The organism is Halolactibacillus sp. JCM 19043 (genome assembly GCF_001310395.1).
In the GTDB taxonomy this organism is placed as follows: Bacteria; Bacillota; Bacilli; order Bacillales; family Amphibacillaceae; genus Halolactibacillus; species Halolactibacillus miurensis.
In genome coordinates, this window is the sequence record NZ_BAXD01000007.1 from 57401 (window position 1) to 79753 (window position 22353).

General features: G+C 39.8%; 17 protein-coding genes and 5 pseudogenes. 17 read left to right on the forward strand and 5 right to left on the reverse strand.

The genetic code is table 11. The features are described 5' to 3' along the window. Nucleotides 1-25 precede the first annotated feature (25 nt). The 3 genes and pseudogenes from JCM19043_RS05770 to JCM19043_RS16755 all read left to right on the forward strand — a co-directional run bounded on the left by JCM19043_RS05770 (nucleotide 26) and on the right by JCM19043_RS16755 (nucleotide 1856). The gene (locus tag JCM19043_RS05770) at nucleotides 26-907 is read left to right on the forward strand and encodes an ROK family protein (protein ID WP_062320786.1); all 882 of its coding nucleotides are present in this window, start codon (nucleotides 26-28) and stop codon (nucleotides 905-907) included. A 170-nt stretch (nucleotides 908-1077) separates the two neighbouring features. Continuing rightward, nucleotides 1078-1607 (forward strand): annotated as a pseudogene (locus JCM19043_RS05775) (HD domain-containing protein). A gap of 105 nt (nucleotides 1608-1712) precedes the next feature. Then, a complete protein-coding gene (locus JCM19043_RS16755; RefSeq protein ID WP_177220700.1) occupies nucleotides 1713-1856 on the forward strand; it encodes a hypothetical protein in 144 nt (47 codons plus the stop codon). A gap of 190 nt (nucleotides 1857-2046) precedes the next feature. Here the strand turns inward: JCM19043_RS16755 and JCM19043_RS05780 are convergent, their stop codons facing one another. The 3 genes and pseudogenes from JCM19043_RS05780 to JCM19043_RS05790 all read right to left on the reverse strand — a co-directional run bounded on the left by JCM19043_RS05780 (nucleotide 2047) and on the right by JCM19043_RS05790 (nucleotide 5105). After that, nucleotides 2047-2721, reverse strand: a complete 675-nt coding sequence (locus tag JCM19043_RS05780; protein WP_062320788.1) for a phosphatase PAP2 family protein — start codon at nucleotides 2719-2721, stop codon at nucleotides 2047-2049. After that, nucleotides 2718-3963, reverse strand: a pseudogene (pepT, locus tag JCM19043_RS05785) (peptidase T). The gene JCM19043_RS05780 and the pseudogene pepT overlap by 4 nt, the downstream one beginning before the upstream one ends. Before the next feature lie 269 nt (nucleotides 3964-4232). Then, nucleotides 4233-5105: a MerR family transcriptional regulator gene (locus JCM19043_RS05790; RefSeq protein WP_062320790.1), complete on the reverse strand. Its 873-nt coding sequence runs from the start codon at nucleotides 5103-5105 to the stop codon at nucleotides 4233-4235. A 297-nt stretch (nucleotides 5106-5402) separates the two neighbouring features. On the opposite strand from JCM19043_RS05790, the pseudogene JCM19043_RS05795 reads away from it, so the two are divergent. The 10 genes and pseudogenes from JCM19043_RS05795 to JCM19043_RS05840 all read left to right on the forward strand — a co-directional run. Continuing rightward, a pseudogene (locus tag JCM19043_RS05795) lies at nucleotides 5403-6820 on the forward strand (phytoene desaturase family protein); the annotation flags it as partial. Between the two features lie 132 nt (nucleotides 6821-6952). Next, nucleotides 6953-8389, forward strand: coding sequence for an NAD(P)/FAD-dependent oxidoreductase (locus JCM19043_RS05800; RefSeq protein ID WP_062320793.1), 1437 nt, complete (start codon nucleotides 6953-6955; stop codon nucleotides 8387-8389). Between the two features lie 3 nt (nucleotides 8390-8392). Continuing rightward, entirely contained in the window at nucleotides 8393-9223 is an 831-nt protein-coding gene (locus tag JCM19043_RS05805) for a phytoene/squalene synthase family protein (protein ID WP_062320795.1), read from the forward strand. Between the two features lie 44 nt (nucleotides 9224-9267). Next, entirely contained in the window at nucleotides 9268-10293 is a 1026-nt protein-coding gene (gene fni, locus JCM19043_RS05810) for a type 2 isopentenyl-diphosphate Delta-isomerase (protein WP_062320797.1), read from the forward strand. Nucleotides 10294-10338: 45 nt separating this feature from the next. Beyond that, a complete protein-coding gene (locus JCM19043_RS05815) occupies nucleotides 10339-10869 on the forward strand; it encodes a hypothetical protein (RefSeq protein ID WP_062320798.1) in 531 nt (176 codons plus the stop codon). Continuing rightward, nucleotides 10870-11700 carry a sulfurtransferase gene (locus JCM19043_RS05820; RefSeq protein WP_062320800.1) on the forward strand — a complete coding sequence of 277 codons (831 nt, stop codon included), beginning with the start codon at nucleotides 10870-10872 and terminating at the stop codon, nucleotides 11698-11700. Between the two features lie 237 nt (nucleotides 11701-11937). After that, nucleotides 11938-12927, forward strand: a complete 990-nt coding sequence (locus JCM19043_RS05825; protein WP_062320802.1) for an ABC transporter substrate-binding protein — start codon at nucleotides 11938-11940, stop codon at nucleotides 12925-12927. 76 nt (nucleotides 12928-13003) lie between these two features. Then, nucleotides 13004-13989 (forward strand): annotated as a pseudogene (locus tag JCM19043_RS05830) (ABC transporter permease). After that, the gene (locus JCM19043_RS05835; RefSeq protein WP_062320805.1) at nucleotides 13989-14783 is read left to right on the forward strand and encodes an ABC transporter ATP-binding protein; all 795 of its coding nucleotides are present in this window, start codon (nucleotides 13989-13991) and stop codon (nucleotides 14781-14783) included. Before JCM19043_RS05830 ends, JCM19043_RS05835 begins: the two are co-directional and overlap by 1 nt. 54 nt (nucleotides 14784-14837) lie before the next feature. Continuing rightward, nucleotides 14838-16022, forward strand: coding sequence for a PLP-dependent aminotransferase family protein (locus JCM19043_RS05840; RefSeq protein ID WP_062320807.1), 1185 nt, complete (start codon nucleotides 14838-14840; stop codon nucleotides 16020-16022). Nucleotides 16023-16051: 29 nt separating this feature from the next. Here the strand turns inward: JCM19043_RS05840 and JCM19043_RS05845 are convergent, their stop codons facing one another. Beyond that, the gene (locus tag JCM19043_RS05845) at nucleotides 16052-16492 is read right to left on the reverse strand and encodes a YueI family protein (protein WP_062320809.1); all 441 of its coding nucleotides are present in this window, start codon (nucleotides 16490-16492) and stop codon (nucleotides 16052-16054) included. A gap of 178 nt (nucleotides 16493-16670) precedes the next feature. On the opposite strand from JCM19043_RS05845, the gene JCM19043_RS05850 reads away from it, so the two are divergent. The 4 genes from JCM19043_RS05850 (at nucleotide 16671) to adhE (ending at nucleotide 20945) form a co-directional block, all read left to right on the forward strand. After that, entirely contained in the window at nucleotides 16671-17447 is a 777-nt protein-coding gene (locus JCM19043_RS05850; protein ID WP_062320813.1) for an ABC transporter ATP-binding protein, read from the forward strand. Between the two features lie 83 nt (nucleotides 17448-17530). Further along, nucleotides 17531-17701, forward strand: a complete 171-nt coding sequence (locus tag JCM19043_RS16315) for a hypothetical protein (protein WP_156321348.1) — start codon at nucleotides 17531-17533, stop codon at nucleotides 17699-17701. A gap of 342 nt (nucleotides 17702-18043) precedes the next feature. Then, entirely contained in the window at nucleotides 18044-18280 is a 237-nt protein-coding gene (locus JCM19043_RS05855) for a hypothetical protein (protein ID WP_062320815.1), read from the forward strand. A gap of 55 nt (nucleotides 18281-18335) precedes the next feature. Beyond that, nucleotides 18336-20945, forward strand: a complete 2610-nt coding sequence (adhE, locus tag JCM19043_RS05860; protein WP_062320817.1) for a bifunctional acetaldehyde-CoA/alcohol dehydrogenase — start codon at nucleotides 18336-18338, stop codon at nucleotides 20943-20945. A gap of 103 nt (nucleotides 20946-21048) precedes the next feature. Here adhE and JCM19043_RS05865 read toward each other — a convergent pair. After that, nucleotides 21049-22211, reverse strand: a pseudogene (locus JCM19043_RS05865) (iron-containing alcohol dehydrogenase). Nucleotides 22212-22353: the final 142 nt, after the last annotated feature.

The window sequence follows — 22353 nt, forward strand, 5'->3', positions numbered from 1 at the left end:
TTAACTCGGATTGGAGTGAAGAAAGATGTATATGGTCTATGATATTGGAGGAACTTTTGTCAAGTATGCATTTGTTAGTCAGACGGGTGATGTTAAAACATCAGGTAAATTTGAAACACCTTACGTCGATGCTTTGACATTGATTGATAAGATGGTGACCGTAGCGAAAGATTTTAGTGATCTAAAAGGCGTGGCGATTAGTTGTCCAGGTACAATCGATGTTGATTCAGGGATTATTTATCACGGCGGTGCCCTCACATATCTACACGAAGTCAACATGAAAGAACACGTGTCGAAAGCTTTACATGTACCTGTCTCTATTGAAAATGACGCAAAATGTGCCGCTTTAGCTGAACTTTGGCAAGGAAGTGTTAAGGACCATCTTAATAGTGTGGTACTTGTGATTGGTACTGGTGTTGGGGGAGGCGTCATTATAAATGGTTCCCTCTACCGCGGGGCGCATTTAGAAGCGGGTGAAGCAAGTTATGTGATGGATCATTATGATGTTGAGACGAAGAAAGCAACTTTTGTCGGTGAAACATGTTCAGCCTCATTAACGGTAAAGGCTATTGCTGATGTGATAGGATTAGAGCCGCAAGATGGTGAAGGTGTGTTTCGATATTTAAATGAAGGGAACTTAGAAGCGCTCACCATCTTTGATCGCTTCTGTCATCATTTAGCGGCCCAAATCATTAATCTACAATACGTGCTTGATCCTGAAATTTTTGCGATTGGTGGGGGCATTAGTGTACAACCGCTCTTTTTGGATCGATTAAGAAAAGCAATCGATGAGATATTAACACGCAATCCTCATCACGTAGCCAAACCTAAGTTAACGACGTGTCACTATAGAAGTCAATCAAATATCTATGGGGCGCTTTATCAACATTTACTCGAATATCAGTAATACCAAAACGTTTATCCTATTTCAGGATAAGCGTTTTTCTTTTAACAGACCGGACTTGTATAAGTCCCCCTCTAGTTTGCCGATGCTATCAAGTGGGAATGGATAACTAACTTGATTCTTTGTGAAAATCATGCTAGGTTAGTAAGAAAAAAATAAGGGGGGCGATTTAATTGCGACACGTTACGCTTGAAGAATTATATCATCATCATATTGTTCAAAAATATGTTAACCGCTCTGGTATGCTCATGCCATTGATGTTGCAGAAGTCGCCCTAGAGATTGCTGAAGATTTTGGGGTTGATCCGGATCTAGCGACGAAAGCTGGATTTTTACATGATATCGGTCATTATGAATGGTATCGTGACGGCAAGTGGGACTATGATTTATATAAAGAAAATGATATTCATGCGATTAAAGGGGCAGAAAGAGCACATAAACTGCTCATTCGCTTAGGTGAGGATCGTAAAAAAGCCAAATCGATTGCGTTAGCCATTCTGCTGCATACAGATTCTTATTTACCAGAAGGTGAATTGAATTTAACGCCATTACAACAGCTTGTTCATGAAGCGGATACGAAAGTAGAAGAAGTCGGTGGCAATCATCATTATCGTAAAATTAGTCATGAAAAAGCACTCGCAAGAATTCAAGCGCTTGATCGTCAAATTGATTATTTTCTTAGTGAAGAAGACTCAGAGGTATAATGTACGAAAGTCTTATTTTTAGGTAAAAGCATAAAGATAGGTTTATCTCTTATATGTTGGAGGGAATTGTTAATTAACTAAAACGTATAAAAAGGAGTATAAACAATGACTGAAAATAAAGATGTAGAAGTAACAAAACATGAGAAGAAAACCGATTCAAGTAAAGTAGGTGTTGCCATTATTAAGTATGGCGCCTATCTTGTCATTTTCTTTGGGATTCTTTGGTTTTTAATTAACTATGTACTGTAAATGAGATGATTTTTCTTTAAATGACCAGTGAAACGAAAGATCAACGGTAGAAAGTTAATGTGAAAAGAACATCAATATAGCGTTAATGTTAGACAAAGCCACAAGTGATGGAAGCATCGCTTGTGGCTTTGTCGTATTTAACATCTGTTAAAAATTAAGGGTATGACTGAATTAAAAAGTTATCACGTGACTAGATTCTTTTTCTCCGCCAGATATAGAGAATACTAAGAATGGATACACCAAGCCAAATAAAGCTAAGCGTAGCACCAGCGACCACATCAGTAAAGTAGTGAACGTGCAAGAATACGCGACTCATCATGACGTTAATGATAATCATACTTAACAAGATGCTGAGCGAAATCTTGATGGTACGTGTTTGATGACTAATAACGACGAGAAAGATGAGAAAGCCATAAAAAGCCATCGCGCCTGTCGCATGGCCACTTGGAAAACTATAACCAATGCCGTCTAACGCTTCAATGACATTCGGTCGGTCACGACCGAAAAATTGCTTTAATAAAAGTGTTAATCCAGACGTTCCGGCCATATTAATGAGAAATAGCGTCACAAGAAAGCGCTGTTGATAAAACTTCACTAATACTAACACCGTCACAAGTGAGGCAACGATAAGAAACCAGGCAGAACCGAGTTCAGTGACCCAGCTATAGAACGTATAGAGCCCCTGACTTTCCTCTAAAACAAGCGCGTCTTCGATTAAGCGGTCGATATAAAATCCTTCACCTTCTAAAACTTCCTCGGCGAGTTCGATAAAAAGAGCGCCAGCAAGATACAACGTGATAAAGCTAAGAGCTAAGAAGACTAAAGAGCGATGAGCTTTGATAAATCTTTGGATTTGTGCAATCATAATTTACCCGCTTTATGATAGTCAGTAATCAATTCTACGATTTTACAAATGGTTTGAACAGATTTTGTCATGTCATCCAGTGATGCAAATTCAAACTTGCCATGGAAGTTCTCGCCGCCGGTGAAAATATTAGGGGTAGGTAATCCCATGTAAGAAAGTTGTGCCCCATCTGCCCTCCGCGAATCGGTTCAATAATGGGTTCAATATTGAGTGACCTCATCGCTTCGCTCGCCACATCGACAATGGCCATTTTTTCAACGATTTTATTTTTCATATTGTAATACTGATCGCCCATCTCTATCTCAATCGCGCATCGCCATATTTTTGTTTAAATTCTAGCACCATCTTGTTCAACCGATCTTTACGACTGTTAAATTGATCCGTGTCATGATCGCGAACAATATAATAAAGTTCAGCCTGTTCCACATCGCCTGACATCGATAAAAGGTGATAAAAACCTTCATAGCCTTCAGTAAATTCAGGCGCCTCGTCTTTTGGTAACCGGTCATGAAAGGCCATCGCCATCTTTGTCGCATGGACCATCTTATTTTTAGCTGTTCCTGGATGGACGTTATTACCAAAAAAGCGGACTTTAGCATAAGCGGCATTAAAACTCTCGTACTGCAACTCGCCGATAGGTCCACCGTCAACAGTATAAGCGAAATCAGCATGGAAAGCTTTCACATCAAACTTATGTGGCCCGCGGCCAATCTCTTCATCGGGTGTAAAACCAATACTAATATCGCCGTGCGGGATTTCAGGATGGTTGATTAAGTAATCCATGGCAGTCATGATTTCAGCCACGCCAGCTTTATTATCCGCACCAAGCAGTGTCGTCCCGTCGGTTGTAATCAAGGTGTGATCGAGGTAATTATGCAGTTGAGGATAGTGTTTTGTTTTCATCACAATGTGTTTAGCTTCGTTTAGCACAATGTCAGTTCCTTGATAGTCATCAATGACTCGTGGGTTCACATTTGTCCCAGTGAAGTCTGTTGCCGTATCGACATGGGCTAAAAATCCAACGGTTGGCACAGTATCTGCGGTATTCCCTTTTAACGTCGCGAATAAGTAACCGTAGTCATCCAGTGTCACGTCTTCCATTCCAAGTTCGATGAGTTCTTGTTTTAATTGTTTGAGTAAGGTCCATTGCTTATCTGTTGAGGGACACGTATCATTTGATTCGTCTGATTGGGTATCTATTTTCACGTAAGAGATAAAGCGATTCAATAAAGCGGCTTTCATACTAGTCATTCCTCCAAAGTCTTTTTCATTAGTGTAGCACGAATTCATCGTGAAATGAAGTAGAGCACCACTTAAGTCACGCTTCATTTTTTTGTTTCTTCGCATTCATCGCGCCCGCTTTTCTGTTAGCCCTCATAGTAAAAGTGGTTAGACGTATAAGGTGATTAAATCTAACGTAAAGCTGTCTTAATGACGTAATCCGTTCATAACAAAACATCACTAAGAACGATTAGGTGTCTTAGTGATGTTAATTTGTGTCGGGAATAAAATTATGCCATTGTATTCATCACCCATGCTGCCCAATCAACTGGGTCAGGACTGATCAAATAAGGGTGAAAACGCTTGGGTAGTTCTGGTGCTTGTTGTCCACCAATGGCGAACTTGACGTTAGGGAAGTCCTTATTTAATGCATCTAAAAAGTCAATCACAGAATCAAGTTCTTTTGATGTTGTTAGAGAGAAGGCTGCTAAACTAATATCATTGTCAGCGATCATGTCTTTCACATCTTTAAGTGGCGTTGCTTCACCGATAAATAAAACATCGATGCCGTGTTGTTTTAAGAAAATAGAGAATAACAGTAAGCCGATTTGATGCATTTCATCAATTGGACAAAAAGCGACGGCTGTTGCTCGTTTTGATTTAACATCATAATGGTAAAAGTAATGGGCGATTTGTTGTTGAATAAAGTGACTCATATAATGTTCTTCTGCGACAGATAAATCACCACTTTCCCACTCATTCCCTACCCGTATTAAGATAGGAATAAAAATGTGATGAAACAGAATGTCGATTTCAATTAATTCTTTGAGTTCTTCGACGTAACTACTGGCTTCATCTAGTTGATGGTGTTTGAGTAACAGAAATAACCCATCGATAAAGCGCGGATAGTCTTCTTTTGATATTTGTGCTTTCTTAATATGTTGACGTTTATCTTCAAGCGCTTGCATCGCTTGTCCGATCGTTAAGTGGTTCGTTTCTTTTTGTCTAATGACCCACTTTAAATCTTCTAAATGTTCATCGGTATAAACCCGAGTCCCACCGTCTGTCCGGTCAGGTAAAATAACGCCGTAACGATTCTCCCACGCGCGAAGTGTGATAGGAGAAACGCCTGTTAGTTCTGCGATACGTTTAATACCGTACATAGCTCCACCCCTTTTTCTATTAAAAAGTATACAAAATCCCCATTCGTTTGTCATGATCTTAGACGGAAACGATCCATCTTTTTAAACTTTTTTAATCAAAAAGGATAAGATTCGACAAAATAAAGTATAATTCTATACAAAAGTTATACAAGTATTATATAATGATTGTAAAGAAAAGTCACGACAAATACATGAACAGTTAAGAGGAAGGTGCGAGAGCTCATGTTAAATCAATCCGTCAGTGTGATTGGCGCAGGGCCGGGTGGTCTAGCCATTGCGATGCAGTTACTACATAAAGGTTACCAAGTCGATGTGTATGAGAAAGCCGCGCGTGTAGGTGGACGAACGTCACGTTTAACAGTAGGTGAGTATCATTTTGATTTAGGTCCGACCTTCTATATGATGCCATCTGTTTTAGAGGAAGTTTTCCATGAAAGCGGCCGTGAGATTAGTGATTATATTAAGATGACTGAAATTGATCCATTGTATACATTGAAATTTGGACAAGTTGCATTTAAACCGAGTCGAAATCATGAGCGAACGTATGAGGAGATTGAACGGTTATTTCCAGGTAACGGAGAAGGTTACTGGCGCTTTTTAAAGCGCGAGAGTAAAAAATTTGAGGTAGTTAGTGATTTGTTAAGAAAACCATTCGGATCATTGACCGACTATACATCAAAAGAAGCTTTGCGGGCATTACCGCACTTAGACGCTTTTGAGACAGTCTATAGCTGCTTATCGAAGTATTTTGATGATGAGCGTTTAAAATGGGCTTTTTCATTCCAATCAAAATATTTAGGTATGTCTGCCTGGGATTGTCCAGGAACGTTCACTATGTTGTCTTATTTAGAACACTCAGGTGGACTGTTCCATCCTGCCGGTGGCGTGAGTCAAGTATCGGAAGTGATGGCTGATGTCGTAAGAGAGCTTGGAGGAAGATTCATTTAAATACCCCTGTTAAACAGGTGTTGGTAGAAAATAAAAAAGCGGTAGGGGTTGAACTAAGTACTGGAGAGAAAAAGTATTCAGATGATGTCGTGATTAATGCTGATTTTGGCTATGCCGTGACGCAGCTCTTTAATCAAAAACACTTAAAACGATACAAAAAAGAGAAAGTGGATAAAAAAGGCGTATCGTTATCAACCTTTATGTTGTATTTAGGTGTAGACAAGCCGCTTGATTTACCGCATCATTTAATCTTATTTGCGGATGATTATGAACAAAACGTGAAGAATGTCACCTCGGGTGGGGCGCTCTCAGATGATGATTCCATTTACGTTCATAATCCGTCTAAGCTTGATCCGACACTCGCTCCCGAAGGGAAATCGTCGCTATACGTCTTAGTTCCAGTGCCGAATTTAGAAGCGGATATTGATTGGGAGAAAGAAGCCCCTGTTTTACGAGAAAAAGTGTTACATCGCTTAGAACAAGAACCGGCACTAAAAGGTTTACGTAACCATATAGAAGTAGAAAAAATGATTACACCACAAGACTGGCAAGATGACTATAACGTGTATAAAGGTGCGACGTTTAATTTAGCACATAACTTGTCACAGATGATGTATTTCCGTCCGCATAATAAGTTTGACGATGTCGATCACGTCTTTTTAGTCGGTGGTGGCACGCATCCAGGTAGCGGCTTACCAACGATTTATCAATCAGCACTTATTAGCGCGCGCCTATTAGATGAACAATATGTCATAAGAGACAAGCGTTAACCCTAGCAATCATGGCCAAAGTGAATAGTTAATAGGAAAAGCGAGGCGAAAGTCTCGCTTTTTCATTCAATCAATGAAGGACATATAAAAAGGAGGGAGACAAGTAAAAAGGTTTACTTGTCGCAACAGATGAAGCATATTGCGATTGTTGGCGGTGGTATCGGTGGTATCACCGCTAGTTTATATTTAAGACGTTTAGGTTATGAGGTGACACTTTATGAAAAATCTGATCGGTTAGGTGGTCGGCTAACATATGAACGTAATGGGGACTTTGAAATCGATCAAGGTCCAACGATTGTCTTATTGCCGGAGTTGTTAAAAGACATTTTTAATGATGTTGGCTTTGAAGAAGATCAGTATGAACTAATCTCGATTGACCCTGTGTATGATATTCATTTTAAAGATGGGACAACTTTTCGAAAGTATCGTAATCAAGAGAAAACAAAAGCCGAAATCGAAGCCAAATTTCCAGGATATGGTGATGGTTTTGAACGTTATCTAAAAGAAATGGAAGATGTTTATTACTTTGGTGTCGATGCTTTTCTGTCAAGAGATTTTCAATCAAAACGAGACTTTTTATCATTGACCAATTTAAAGTTTGTTTTAAAGTCAAAATCATACCGGACCGTAACTGACTATTTATCCAGGTACTTCAAAGATCAGCGTCTTAGGGACGCGTATAGCTTACAAACACTGTATATTGGTGGTGCGCCCCATCAAGTACCCGCGTTATACGGGTTGATTTCATATAGTGAACACGCTTTTGGTGTGTGGTACGTGAAAGGTGGGTATTATTCGCTCATTCCTAAATTAGAAGCGTACTTACACGAACTAGGTGTCACGATTAAGAAACAAACACCGGTTGAGAAGATAATTGTCGAAAATAATCAGATAAAAGGACTGATTTCTTCCGACGGCCCTGAGTTTTATGATAAAGTAGTGTATAACGGAGATTATCCAACGATAGAAGGGTTGATTGACGGTCATAAAGTGTTGGATCGTCCGTTAAAACCATCGAGTGGTTGTGTCATGGTTTATTTAGGTTTATCTAAACAATACACGAACCAACTCACCCACCAATTTTTAATGTCACATGACTTTAGTCGCTACATGGAAAGTGTCACGTCTAAACAGACGTTACCGACAGATCCGTCCCTATATGTATTTAACCCTACCGCGGTTGAAGACACGAATAGTAAGGGGAGTACGTTGTATATTCTCATACCTGTGCCAACCGCCATTAATCCAACGGAGGAAGAACTTCATGCATTTGTTGATGATCAACTACGGTGGTTAGAAGAAACAGCATATGAAGATTTAACGAAGCATATTGAGTGGAAAAAGATCAGAACCCCACGTGATGCTGAACGCGATGGTTTATATTTAGGGGGAAGTTTTGGTGTGAGTCCGTTATTATCTCAATCAGGTGCTTTTAGGCCCCAAATTGTTCACCCAACCATTAAAGGTTTGTATGCGGTGGGCGCAAGTGTCCATCCTGGTGGCGGCGTCCCGATTGTGATGCAAGGAGCGAAATTGTTGAAAGAAGCAATAGAAAGAGGAGAGTAGGGCATGTATTTATCGAAAGATTTACGTGAACAAGCGAAAGCAATGATGAAGCAAGGGTCATCGAGTTTTTATCACGCGTTTAAATTTTTACCGAGAAAAGAACGAGAAGCGGTCTACGTTGTTTATGCATTTTGTCGTTTAATTGATGATGCGGTCGATGAACCCGAAGCGTCCTTTTATACGATTGATGAGATAAGTGCCCACTTTGACCAGCTAGATAGTGCAGAAGGACATTTTATTTGGCCAGCGCTGCGCTGGGCTTTTCAAGCGTTTCCGCTTACGAAAGAACCATACTATATCCAAATGAGTGGTCAATTATTAGATTTTAAACAGACAGAATATGACACAATGGCAGCACTTGAGGATTATTGTTACCGGGTGGCAGGCAGCGTGGGAGAAATGTTAATCCCCATCCTTCATCCAAACCCAAGTGATGTGTTAATAAAGGCAGGCATACAATTAGGTAAAGGGATGCAGATTGTTAATATTATTCGCGATGTGGGGCAGGATATAACCCTAAACCGGCGCTATCTTCCACTTGAAGTGTTTGATCGGCATGGTTATACATTAACGATGTTTCATAATCAAGAAGTCAATGCGCAGTTTAAGGCAGTGATTGATGATTTAACCGACCAAGCGGACCGCTGGTTTACAGAAGGTATCGCGTATATTGATCAGTACCCGAAAAAAAGTGCCTTTACGTTAAAATTAGCGGCCCGTTACTACCGTGAGATTATTCAAGTTGTTAAAGAAAATAATTATCAAGTATTTAACAAGCGAGCGATTGTGACAGATAAACGTAAGCTTACTTTGTTTAATCAAATCAATCAGTAACCTAAAAAGAGAAAGGTCAGAGCTAGAGAGGGAGGCAATGGTGTATGACAGAATCAATTCACCAACGAAAAGCAGAACATATTAAATGGTGTTTAACAGATGAGGTACTAGGTGAAGGGATTACGACTGGATTTGAAAGCGTCCGCCTGATTCACAACGCGCTACCAGAAATAAATTTTGCGGACGTGTCATTAGAGACATCTTTATTTAACCAATCCATACAAACCCCGTTCTTGATCAGCTCGATGACAGGTGGTGCAGCACTTGCGGGAAGTATTAATGAACATTTAGCCCGTGCTTGTGAAGTCCGTGGTTGGGTGTTTGCGCTTGGGTCTACTCGCGCCTTGATTGAAGATGAACAATTTAGGCAATCTTTTAAAGTCCGTCCCTTCGCACCGACGATTCCGATTATCGCTAACTTAGGTGCGGTGCAACTTAACTATGGCTTTACTGAAAAGATGTGTCAAACCATTATCGATGAGACAGAAGCAACGGCACTTGTGCTTCACCTTAATTCTATTCAAGAATTAATTCAAACCGGAGGAGACACAAACTTTGAATCACTATTACCGAAGATTGAATCGCTAGTCAAAGCCGTTGATGTTCCTGTGGGCGTGAAAGAAGTTGGTTTCGGGATTGACGGGGCTCTTGCTAAGCAACTAACAGACATTGGGATTCAATTTATTGATGTTGCCGGTGCTGGTGGGACGAGTTGGTCACAAGTAGAAAAGTTACGCTCACAAGACCCAGTCAAAAAACAAGCAGCTGAAGCATTTACGAGTTGGGGGATCCCGACGGTAGAAAGTTTACGCGCCGTTCGAGCAAATACCAATCAACCTGTGTTTGCATCAGGTGGTATGCGTACGGGCGTGGATGCGGTTAAAGCGTTAGGACTAGGTGCCGATCTGGTTGGTTATGCGCGTGGTATACTTAAGGAAGCAACGGATTCTGTTGAAGCGGTTATGGAAACGATGGCCATTCGAGAACTCGAGCTTAAAATGGCGATGTTTGGTTTAGGACATCAAACGATTAATGATTTAAAACAATCTAGTCGTGTCATAATCGATTAAGGCGTCACGTTGATATAAAAAAGCATGTTCGGAAAGAGGTTGTATATGAAAAAAATATTAACGACACTCATCATTAGTTACATCATTATCTTATTTGATATTGAGATTAATGATTTTGACTTATTAATTGATAGTATAGGATATGGGCTCATCGCATATAGTTTGCATGAGTACAATCAAACGGAAGGGACCGATTTGCGGATTGTTTTTCCTGTCTTAGGCGCTATTCTCGTCTTTGTGGATGCCTTTCTTCGTTATAATCCGACGAGTATAGTTGCCTCACTTAGCTGGGGTGCCATTAGTATCATCCATTTCCTTGTTGTGCTAGAAATATTAAAACTGTTACATAATCGTGCACAAGCGCTTCAGTATCAAGATTTTAAAGATGGTGTTGACAATTTAAAAAGAAGCTATCAACTTATTTTTGGTGTGAGCTTTGGCTTAAATATGGTGACACTCCTTCTACCAAATATCGTGACAGGCATTGTCGCCTTGATCTTTATTGTTCTGTTAATTATATCCGAGATCAGGATTATCTTTAGAATTAATAAGTTTCGTACATTGGAGGTTTTATAGATGTCGTTTTTAATTGAGCCAGAAACCTTGCTTGAGTCGATTGATGACTATACGATTATTGATACCCGTTTTGAGTTGATGGATCAAACAAAAGGGCAACAGTTATATGAATCATCACATATTCCAGGGGCTGTTTATTTCGATTTGAATAAAGACTTATCAAGCGTGCCGAAAAAACATGGGGGGAATCATCCGCTGCCTGATGAAACAACCTTTACGGATAAATTACGGTCAATTGGCATTACACCTGAGACGAAGGTTGTCATATATGATCAAGGGAATGCGATGTTTGCTGCAAGGCTTTACTGGTTATTGGATCATTATCAACATCCAACGGTGAGAGTACTTAATGGTGGTTTTGATCGGTGGAAGGCACTTGGTTATCCTGTGACTTCTGTCGTTAAGCGAAAACCAATGTCATCAACGCCATTCGTGAGAAATGATGAACTGATTGTTGATATTGATTATGTGATTGAACATAAAGATGATTTTAACATTACCTTAACGGATGCTCGTAGTTTAGAGCGTTACCTCGGCCAGACGGAGCCGCTCTATCATAAAAAAGGACATATTCCAGGGGCAAAATGCTTTGATTGGCAGCAAGTTTTAAACAGTGACGGAACGTTTAAATCAACCGCTGAACTTGAAGAGGTGTTTAAAGATTTAAATAAAGACGAAGAAATCATTCTTTCATGCGGATCGGGTGTATCGGCCTGTATGAACTATCTCGCTTTAAAGTCACTCGGGTATAAAAACGTGAAACTTTATCCTGGTAGTTTTAGTGACTGGATTAGTCATCCTGAGTTGCCAGTGGAAACAAATCAAGAATAGATCATGAACACACAAGTGACCCGTACTTGTGTGTTTTATTTTTTGGTGTTTACCATCCCCTTTTCCGTTTTTTTATGTTGAACTTATTTGGGTAGTATTAAAATATGTCAGCATATGTAAACGGAATTTTTAGATTATTTAAAAAACGCTATACCCTAATAAAGAAGTTTGTGTTATAATAATCGTCATATATTCTGAAAATTTAAAATAGAGACACAATAAAAGGGGAGACAAAACATGAAGAAATGGTTAGGCATAATGATGGTACTTATTATTGCTATCAGTTTAACAGCCTGTGGTAGCACAGAAGAAGAAGCAAATGCAGATAGTGAACAAGAAACAGATAAAACGTATACGATTGGTGCGAGTCAGTTTGTTGAACACCCATCGCTTGATGCGGCATTTGAAGGGTTTAAACAAGCTCTTTCAGATAAAGGATTAGATGTAGAGTACGACTTTCAAAGTGCGCAAGCGGATCAAACGAATGCGTTAACGATCGCGCAAAGTTTTAGTTCAGATCAAGTCGATTTGATTTTTGCGAATGCGACACCAAGTGCTTTAACAGCTTTACAAGCGACAAAAGATATTCCCATTGTCTTTACGTCAGTCACTGATGCGGTCAGTGCAGGACTTGTATCGACTATGGATGAACCAGGGGAGAATATTACGGGTGTTGTCGATATGCATCCGGATGCGGTTATAAACACGATACAGTTTATTGATCAATATTTTGAAGGTGCGACGATTGGTATGATTTATAACACGGGTGAACAAAACTCTGTTGTACAAATCGAATCGGTTAAAAAAGCAGCAGAAGGAACAAGTCTTTCTATTGTTGAGCGTACAGTATCAACGTCGGCTGAAGTGCAACAAGCAGCGACGTCTTTAGTCGGTGAAGCAGATGTGTTTTATATTGTGACAGATAATACGGTCGTATCAGCGCTAGAGAGTGTGGTTGGCGTGGCGAATGAACAAGATATCCCACTGATTGTCGGTGAACCAGATTCACTTGCGCGTGGTGGTTTTGCGACATATGGCATTGATTATTATACGATCGGTTACCGTTCAGGTGAAATGGCCGCGGATATTTTAACCGGTGACAAACAACCAAATGAGATTGCGGTTGAATACCCGCCGGAAATGCAATTATTTATTAATAAAGACGCGGCAACAGAACAAAATATTACATGGCAAGACGCTTGGGACGAAGAAGCGGCCACTGAATAAAAGATAAAAGAACGGTCGACTAAACAAGCTTATCGTTGTGTTTAGTCGATTTTTCTTATCATGAAGGGGAGTTCTTATGTTTATTTCAATGTTTAATGCGGTAGAATCAGGTATCATTTTTGCGATTATGGCTCTAGGTGTCTACTTATCGTTTAGAATTTTAGATTTTCCTGATTTAACTGTGGATGGTAGTTTTGTGACAGGGGCTGCTGTTTCAGCTTTACTGATTGTGAACGGTATGCCGACGGGTCTTGCGATTTTAGCAGCATTATTGGCAGGTTTTTTAGCAGGTAGTATAACGGGATTACTGAACACAAAAGGTAAAGTCAATCCGCTCCTCTCAGGTATTTTAATGATGACGGCACTCTATTCGATTAACTTGCGCATTATGGGGCAATCGAACATTCCGCTCCTAAATCAAGAGACCTTTTTTACACAATTGCGCTCAATCTTTGAGTCACTTGGTATTGATCGAGCATTCGATCAAGGGTTAACGGCTTTAGGGATAGAAAATCTTCCTTCAACATATTCCGCCCTTTTAATTATGCTTATTGTGACCTTTATCATTAAATTCATTACGGATTATTTCTTGAAGACAGAAGTTGGTTTGGCGCTTCGGGCAATTGGAGACAATGAACAAATGATTCGTAGTTTCTCAGCCAATACCGATCACTTAAAAGTGTTAGGACTAGGCGTTTCAAACGGCCTTGTCGCTTTAGCTGGTGGGTTGTATGCTCAGTTTACCGGCTTTTCTGATTTAAATATGGGGATTGGGATGATCGTCATCGGTCTGGCCTCAGTCATTATCGGTGAATCAATCATTGGCACAAAGACAATCGGTCGGACGACGCTTGCGGTTGTTGTTGGTGCCGTGATTTACCGTATCGTTATCACGTTAGCCATCCGGTCTGACTTTTTAGATAACGGTGATACGAAGTTAATCACAGCCTTACTCGTCGTATTAGCCTCGTTGTACCAAAAGTTGTTGAAACTGTGAAAGAAAGTAGTCGTAAGCGCAAGAAACGACAAGCATTAAACCAACAAGTAAGGAGGGGTGCGTAATGTTACGAGTAGAGAATTTATCGATTACTTTTAATGAAGGGACACCAGATGAGAAAAAGGCGCTTCAAAACATTCAACTTGAATTAAAACCCGGTGATTTTGTCACGGTTATTGGTAGTAATGGTGCGGGCAAATCAACCTTAATGAATATGATCTCAGGGGCGCTTTTTCCGGATGTCGGTATCATTGAAATAAACAATCAAAATGTGACCACGTTAAAAGAACATAAACGAGCGAAAAAGATTGGGCGCGTCTTCCAAGACCCAATGGCAGGCACATCACCTAAAATGACGATCGAAGAAAACTTAGCCATTGCTTATGCTCGTAACAAAACAAGAACGTTAAAACCTGGAGCTAATAAAAAACGGCGCGCTCTATTTAAAGAAGAATTAGAGCGGCTGCATTTAGGTTTAGAAAACCGATTATCTGCGAAAGTGGGGTTACTATCAGGTGGTGAACGCCAAGCGTTATCACTGTTAATGGCAACTTTTACACAACCAGATATTTTACTGCTAGATGAACACACTGCCGCGCTTGACCCGTCGCGAGCGGAGTTGATCACCAATCTCACCGGTGAGATTGTGAAAGAGACGCACTTGACAACGTTAATGGTCACGCATAACATGCAACAAGCATTGGACCTTGGGAATCGATTGATTATGATGGATAAGGGCCAGATTATTCTAGATATCGATGGTGCGAAAAAACAAGCGTTAACGATTGAAAAATTACTCCAAGAGTTTAAGCGGATTCGTGGGACCGATATGGATAATGATCGAGCCATTCTTGGTTAATAGCAATGATACAATAACAAGCATCACTATAGATAATAGAAAGAAGGGACTACAATGAAGTATGGTTTTGCTGATCGCGTTCGTTATTTCGGTTCATCAGCGGTACGGGATATATTAAAAGTAGTAAATAAAGGGAATGTGATCTCCTTTGCGGGAGGTTTACCAGATGAAGAACTTTTTCCGGTAGCTGCCGTTGATGCCGCCTTTCATAAGGCGATTACCTCAGGCAATAAAGCCCTACAATATGCTGAAACAGAAGGATTACTAGAATTAAGAGCACAATTAGCGAATCGAATGTTAAAAAAAGGTATCAACAAGGAACCTGATGATATTTTGATTACATCAGGTTCTCAACAAGCGATTGATTTATTCTCTCGCGTCATGTTTAACACCGGAGACATTATCTTAACAGAGAATCCGACCTATTTAGCGGCGCTTCAAGTGTTTAGTTCTTATGAAACGAAAGTGATCCCTGTTGATTCAGATGAAGATGGTATGATTGAAAGCGATCTAGAAGAGAAGATTAAAGCATATAAGCCTAAATGTATTTATGTCGTGCCAACTTTCTCAAATCCGGAAGGAAAAGTATGGTCACAAGCACGCCGCGAGATGTTACTTAAGCTTGCTGAACAGTACCATGTCGTGATTATGGAAGACGATCCTTATGGCGATATTCAGTTTGATCCAGCTTCCATGCCTAATAGCTTGGCGGCAATGGATAAGGGCAATGAATATGTTGTCTATACGAGTACGATTTCTAAAACCGTAGTACCAGCGATGCGTCTTGGTTGGATTACCGGCCCACATCAAATCATTCGTCTCATCGCGCAAGCAAAACAAGCCGCCGATTTGCATACTAACTCAATTAGTCAACATGCACTCTTACATTTACTGAACGATTATGACTTAGATGCACATATTGAAACGATTCGTTCAACGTACAAAGAGCGAATGGAGGTGATGAAGCGTTGCTTAGATGAGGCAGATATTGAAGGACTCACTTATTTAGAGCCAAAAGGCGGGATGTTTTTCTGGGTGACGTTACCGGAACATATGGACCTGGAAAGTTTGTTACCAATAGCTGTTGAGAATGACGTTGCCTTTGTACCGGGACAACCGTTCTATGTGGATGACAAAAAGCGCTCAACCATGCGGTTAAACTTTACCAATAGTTCACCAGAATTGATTGAAGAGGGAATGAAACGATTGACAGCATTATTAACGTCAGTTCACGCTTAATAAAAAGCCTAGTCGCTTCCGGCTAGGCTTTAGTTTTTTCCGAATAATTTATCAAAGAAAGATGGTTTTGATTTTGGTGCTTCTTTATCTTTTTGTACAGGTGTAGCTTCTTTGTAAAAGATATCATCAAGGTCTACCGCATGATTATAGGCAACGACGATACCATAAGCATGTTTATTTGAGTCTTCATCAATAATGGTATAATTTTTTTCATGTTTTAAGGCTATTCGGCGGTACGGGCTTAGTGTGTTTAGTGAGTGCTGGGCATTAAATAACAGCTCTACATCGTGATGTTTTTTAAGTGCTTCGTCAAATGCTTGTATTCCTTTTTGTTGACTCACCTGTTCTTGGGTTAAGACAAAAGCGGCGCGTTCTCTTAAACTACCTAAAAATAAGCGGCGTTCATCGGGTTTCGTTTGTTTAGATCCGTAAATGCCTTCTTGTAGATAATCGTCCATGTTTTTTGACATCGTTCTCACCTCATGTTTAGTATAACATGTTTCGGTGAAAAAATAAGAAACGGTTCGCCTAAAGTAATAGATTCTTATTATATAGAAGAAAACCGCTTAAAGCATGTTAATATTAGTTAAGTAGCGCGTGAAAAACTTACATGGATTTTAACGACATATATGGTAAAGGAGCGACTCAATTATGATTAAATTAGAACACGTCGGTCTATTACGACAAGGGACATGGATTTTAGATGATATTAACTGGCAAGTAAAACCGGGTGAGCAGTGGGTTGTGCTCGGATTAAATGGTGCGGGGAAAACGGCTTTACTTCATATGTTAAGTGCGTTTCACTTTCCGGTCACAGGCGAAGTCACAGTATTAGGTCGCCGATTTGGTAAAGATCCACTAGGTGAAGCATTACGGCAAGACATCGGTCTTGTATCACAAACGTTAAAGCAGCGGTTTTACGTTGAAGACACCGCTTATCAGATTGTTTTAAGTGGTGGGTTTAGTTCGATTGGACTTTATGAAACACCAACTGATCAAATGCGGCAAAAAGCAAAACAACTACTCAGAGACGTTGGTATCTTTCATTATGCCGATCAAGCTTATGAAAAGTTATCACAAGGAGAAAAGCAACGGGTGATGATTGCGCGTAGTTTAATGCGGAACCCGAAGCTGTTAATTTTAGATGAACCAACAACAGGTTTAGATTTTGTCGCAAAAGAACAGTTGCTTGAGACGGTTGAGTCGATTATGAAAAAAGACAATCCGCCGACGGTATTGTATGTGACTCACCACGTAGATGAAATTTTGCCGGGCTTTACTCATGTACTCATGTTAAAAGACGGGAAAGTGTTTCAATCAGGTGAAAGACAGGTGTTACTGACTGAAAAAAGTTTGTCCGCGTTCTTTCAATTACCATTAGACATGATGTGGCAACACGAACGGCCGTACTTATTTAAAAAGTAAAGCATGATATTAACGACTTGTTCCATTTAATTTGTGATAAAATGTAAGGTGTTAACAACTATTGTTTTCAGGAGGCATCGATCATGAAAAGGTTAATTCGACTTTTGGCGTTAATTATTCTGATTGTCTTACTATACAATCTTTTTAGTGACAACAAATTACCGGAAAACTGGTTGATGATGATATCGCTTTTAGCCTTTGTCCTATCTTACATAGGGAAGAAACTGGACGAAAAAAAAGATGAAACTCGCTAGACAAAATAGACCGTCGCATCAAAGATATTGTAATCTTGAGAGATGGTCTTTTGTAATGATAGAGATACTTTGTTCATTAATTCACTTAAAAAGTATGAAATCTAAGCGTTTACAGTCTGTGTTACTTCAAATATTACTTAAAAATAAGACAGTATTTTATTGATTTTTTTATTTTATATATACTGTTTATCACTATAAACGTTGATATATCAATGTTTATACTTATTTTACTTTTATGTAAGCGTTTAATGTGAAACATTTCACAAACCTGTCACAATTATATTGTTTTGAAAGCGCATACAGATGATATGATGTAATCAGAAAGAACGAGGGGGGTATAAAATGATATTAACAGAGTGGAAAGACTTTGGTACTGATGCTGAATTTTATACGCAAGAGAGTTTTGAGAAACATGTCGGTGACAGATTCCAAGCGATGAGCTTAGAAGATGGTAAAGACATCCCGAATTTTATTTGGACCGATCAACATGTTGTTGTCATTAAAAACAACACGCGCATGTTTAATGACGTATCGTTCATTAAGATTCCTCGTAACCCGTCGGTCATGAATTTTGTTTAATTTTTTTGAGTTTAAATGCTCAATATTTCACATATAATCTTAGGAGGGTTTTAACATGGTCACAAAAGCAGAAAAGAAAAACACAGAAGTAACTGAGCCAACTGTCGCAGAGGCAATTGACAAATTAGCAGTAAACGGACAAAAAGCATTAAAAGAAATGAAGAAGTTAGACCAAGATCAAATCAACCACATCGTCAAGGAAATGGCACTTGCTGGATTAGACAAGCACATGTATTTAGCAAAATTAGCTATTGAAGAAACAGGTCGCGGTGTTTATGAAGATAAGATTATCAAAAACATCTTCGCAACTGAGTATGTTTACCACAACATTAAGTATGATCGCACAATCGGTGTGATCGATGAAAATGAACATGAAGGCATTGTGAATATTGCAGAACCAATTGGTGTCGTTGCTGGGGTTACACCTGTAACAAACCCAACATCAACAACGATGTTTAAATCTTTAATCTCAATTAAAACAGGTAACCCAATCATCTTCGCGTTCCACCCTTCAGCTCAAAAATGTAGTTCTGAAGCTGCGCGTATTCTTTATGAAGCAGCAGTAAAAGCGGGTGCGCCTGAACACTGTATCCAATGGATTGAAAAACCATCAATCGAAGGGACACAAGCGTTAATGAAACACCCTGGTGTAGCAACTATCTTAGCAACAGGTGGTCCTGGTATGGTTAAGTCAGCGTATAGCTCTGGTAAACCAGCTCTAGGTGTAGGTGCTGGTAACGTGCCTTGTTATATCGAAAAATCAGTTGACGTAAAACGTGCGGTAAATGATCTTATCATGTCTAAGACATTTGATAACGGTATGATTTGTGCGTCAGAACAAGCGATGATCGTTGATAAAGAAATTTATGATGAAGTAAAACAAGAAATGATTGCGAATAAAGTCCACTTCTTAACGCCAGCTGAAAAAGCTAAAGTTGAAAAGTTAGTCATTAATGAAGATACGTGTGCGGTTAACCCAGCGATTGTTGGTATGAAACCAGTGAAGATTGCTGAAATGGCAGGCGTTAAAGTACCTGAAGACACGAAAATCTTAGTAGCTGAATTAACAGGTGTGGGACCAGATCATCCACTATCTCGTGAAAAATTAAGCCCAGTGCTTGCAGCATACAAAGTAAATAGTGCTGAAGAAGGTATTGATCGTGCGGAAGAAATGCTTGAGTTTGGTGGTTTAGGTCACTCGGCTGTTATCCACTCAAATAACCAAGACATCGTTGATGCGTTTGCTAGCCGTATGAAAGCGGGCCGTATTATCTTGAATGCACCATCTTCACAAGGAGCGATTGGTGACATTTACAATGCATACATTCCATCACTGACACTTGGTTGTGGTTCTTATGGTGGTAACTCAGTATCAACAAACGTGGGGGCAGCTAACTTGATTAACGTGAAGAAAATGGCGCGCAGAAATAACAACATGCAATGGTTCAAAGTTCCACCAAAAATCTACTTTGAGAAAAACTCTGTACAATATTTAGCGAAAATGCCGAAGATCTCTAAAGCGTTTATCGTAACAGATCCAATGATGGTGAAACTTGGTTACGTTGATAAAGTGTTATATCACTTACGTAAGCGTGCGGACTATGTCCACTGTGAAATCTTCTCTGATGTAGAGCCGGATCCATCAAAAGATACGGTTATGCGCGGAGCAAAAGCAATGGATGAATTCCAACCAGATGTGATTATCGCTCTTGGTGGTGGTTCAGCAATGGATGCCGCAAAAGGTATGTGGTTATTCCACGAACACCCAACAACTGACTTTAACGGTATTAAACAAAAATTCTTAGATATCCGTAAGCGTGTGTACAAGTTCCCTGAGTTAGGACACAAAGCGAAATTTGTCGCGATTCCAACAACATCAGGTACAGGTTCTGAGGTAACATCATTTACGGTTATCACCGATAAAGAAAATAACATTAAGTACCCATTAGCTGATTATGAATTAACACCAGATGTAGCGATTATCGATCCGGAATTTGTTATGACCGTACCACCTGTTGTCACAGCAGATACAGGTATGGATGTGTTAACACACGCGATTGAAGCGTATGTATCAGTGTTAGCGAATGATTATACAGATGGTTTAGCTTTACATGCGATTAAGTTAGTATTCGAAAACTTACCGATGGCATATAAAGATGGTTCGAATGAATTTGCTCGTGAGAAAATGCATAACGCATCAACACTTGCAGGTATGGCATTCGCGAACGCGTTCTTAGGTATTAACCACAGTTTAGCGCACAAATTAGGTGCTGAATTCGGTATCGCTCACGGTCGTGCGAACGCTATCCTTATGCCGCACGTCATCCGTTATAACGCGACAAAACCGTCTAAGTTTAATTCATTCCCTAAATATCAGCACTTTATCGCTGATGAGCGTTATGCGGCAATCGCAAAACACTTAGGACTAAAAGCGAACACAACTGAAGAGGGTGTTGAAAGCTTAGTCAACGCAATCTATGACTTAGCGAAAAAACTTAACATTCCAATGTCTATCCGTGAAAACGGCGTAGAGAAGAAAGACTTTGAAGCTAGAGTAGATTACTTAGCAGACAAAGCTTTCGAAGATCAATGTACAACAGCTAACCCTAAGTTACCACTTGTAACTGAACTTGCTGAAGTATACCGTAACGCCTTTAAAGGTTAATTCCTGCTTCCCTTTTTAAATGTTTATATACCAAAAAGCCCCTTGTCAGTTTAGGTTGACAAGGGGGCTTTCCCTTTAAATAGACGTATTTAACTGTTTTTCATTAAAGGCTAGCGTTATAAATGGCGACAGCGTCATCACGGTTAAGTGATTTGAATCCGCCGAATGTGTCGCTTAGTTGAACGGTTCTGTCGGCCATATCTTCAATGGATGAGGCATCAATGTCGTAATCTTTAAGTGTTGATGGTGCCCCAATCGATGTCCAGAAATCACGTAACGCTTGAATCGCACGTAAAGCAAAGTCACGATCAGATTCTGTTCCTTGTTCTAAGTCGAAGACGCGTCGTCCCAGTTGCTTGAAACGATGAATATCGGCGTCTAGAACGTGTTCCATCCAGTGAGGGAATAAAATGGCTAGCCTCCACCGTGCGGAATATCATGAATCGCTGACACCGCATGTTCTAAGTTATGTGTGGCCCAGTCGCCGTTATAACCCATGCTAACCATCCCGTTTAACGCCATGGTACCCGCATAAAGAATGGTTTGGCGGTGTTCATAATTTTCTAAGTCTTCTAGTAATTTTGGTGCGGTTTCAATCACTGTTTTTAAAATGCCTTCTACCATGCGGTCTTGTAGTGGTGTTGTTTCATGGTGGAAATAATGTTCAAGTGCATGCGACATAATATCGACCATACCGTAAATCGTTTGGTTTTTCGGTACCGAGAACGTATGCTTTGGATCAAGGATAGAAAATGCCGGGTAACTGTAGGCGCTGCCCCAGCCGACTTTTTCATTTGTTTGCCAGTTGGTAATAACGGAACCGGCGTTCATTTCTGAACCCGTCGCCGCGAGTGTTAGAATAGTACCAAATGGTACGGCCCCTTTAGCTGCTTTCTTTCGGGTGATAATATCCCAAATATCTGCATCTGATTTAGCACCAACGGCAATCGCTTTCGTGCAGTCAATCGTACTCCCACCACCGACCGCTAAAATAAAGTCAACACCGTGGGCATGGACGAGTTCAATACCTTTTCTGACAGTTGTTAGTCGTGGATTAGGCTCAACGCCACTTAATTCAACCACATGCGCATCAATCGCTTTTAATTGTTCTAAGACGTTATCGTATAAACCATTTTTCTTTATACTCCCGCCACCATACACAAGTAAAATATTTTTACCTTTTCCGTTTAATAACTTTGGTAATTCTGTTAAAGTGTCTTCACCAAAAATGAGCTTTGTTGGGTTATGATAAATAAAATTATTCAATTCAATCGCCTCCTATCCTATATAATGATACGTTTAGAAAAAGAAGTAAAGTCATATGCAATCATGAATTTAAAGAATAAATAAACAAATATGTTAAGAATGTTAATAAACCCTTGTATATGTAAGCGCTTCACTGTAATAC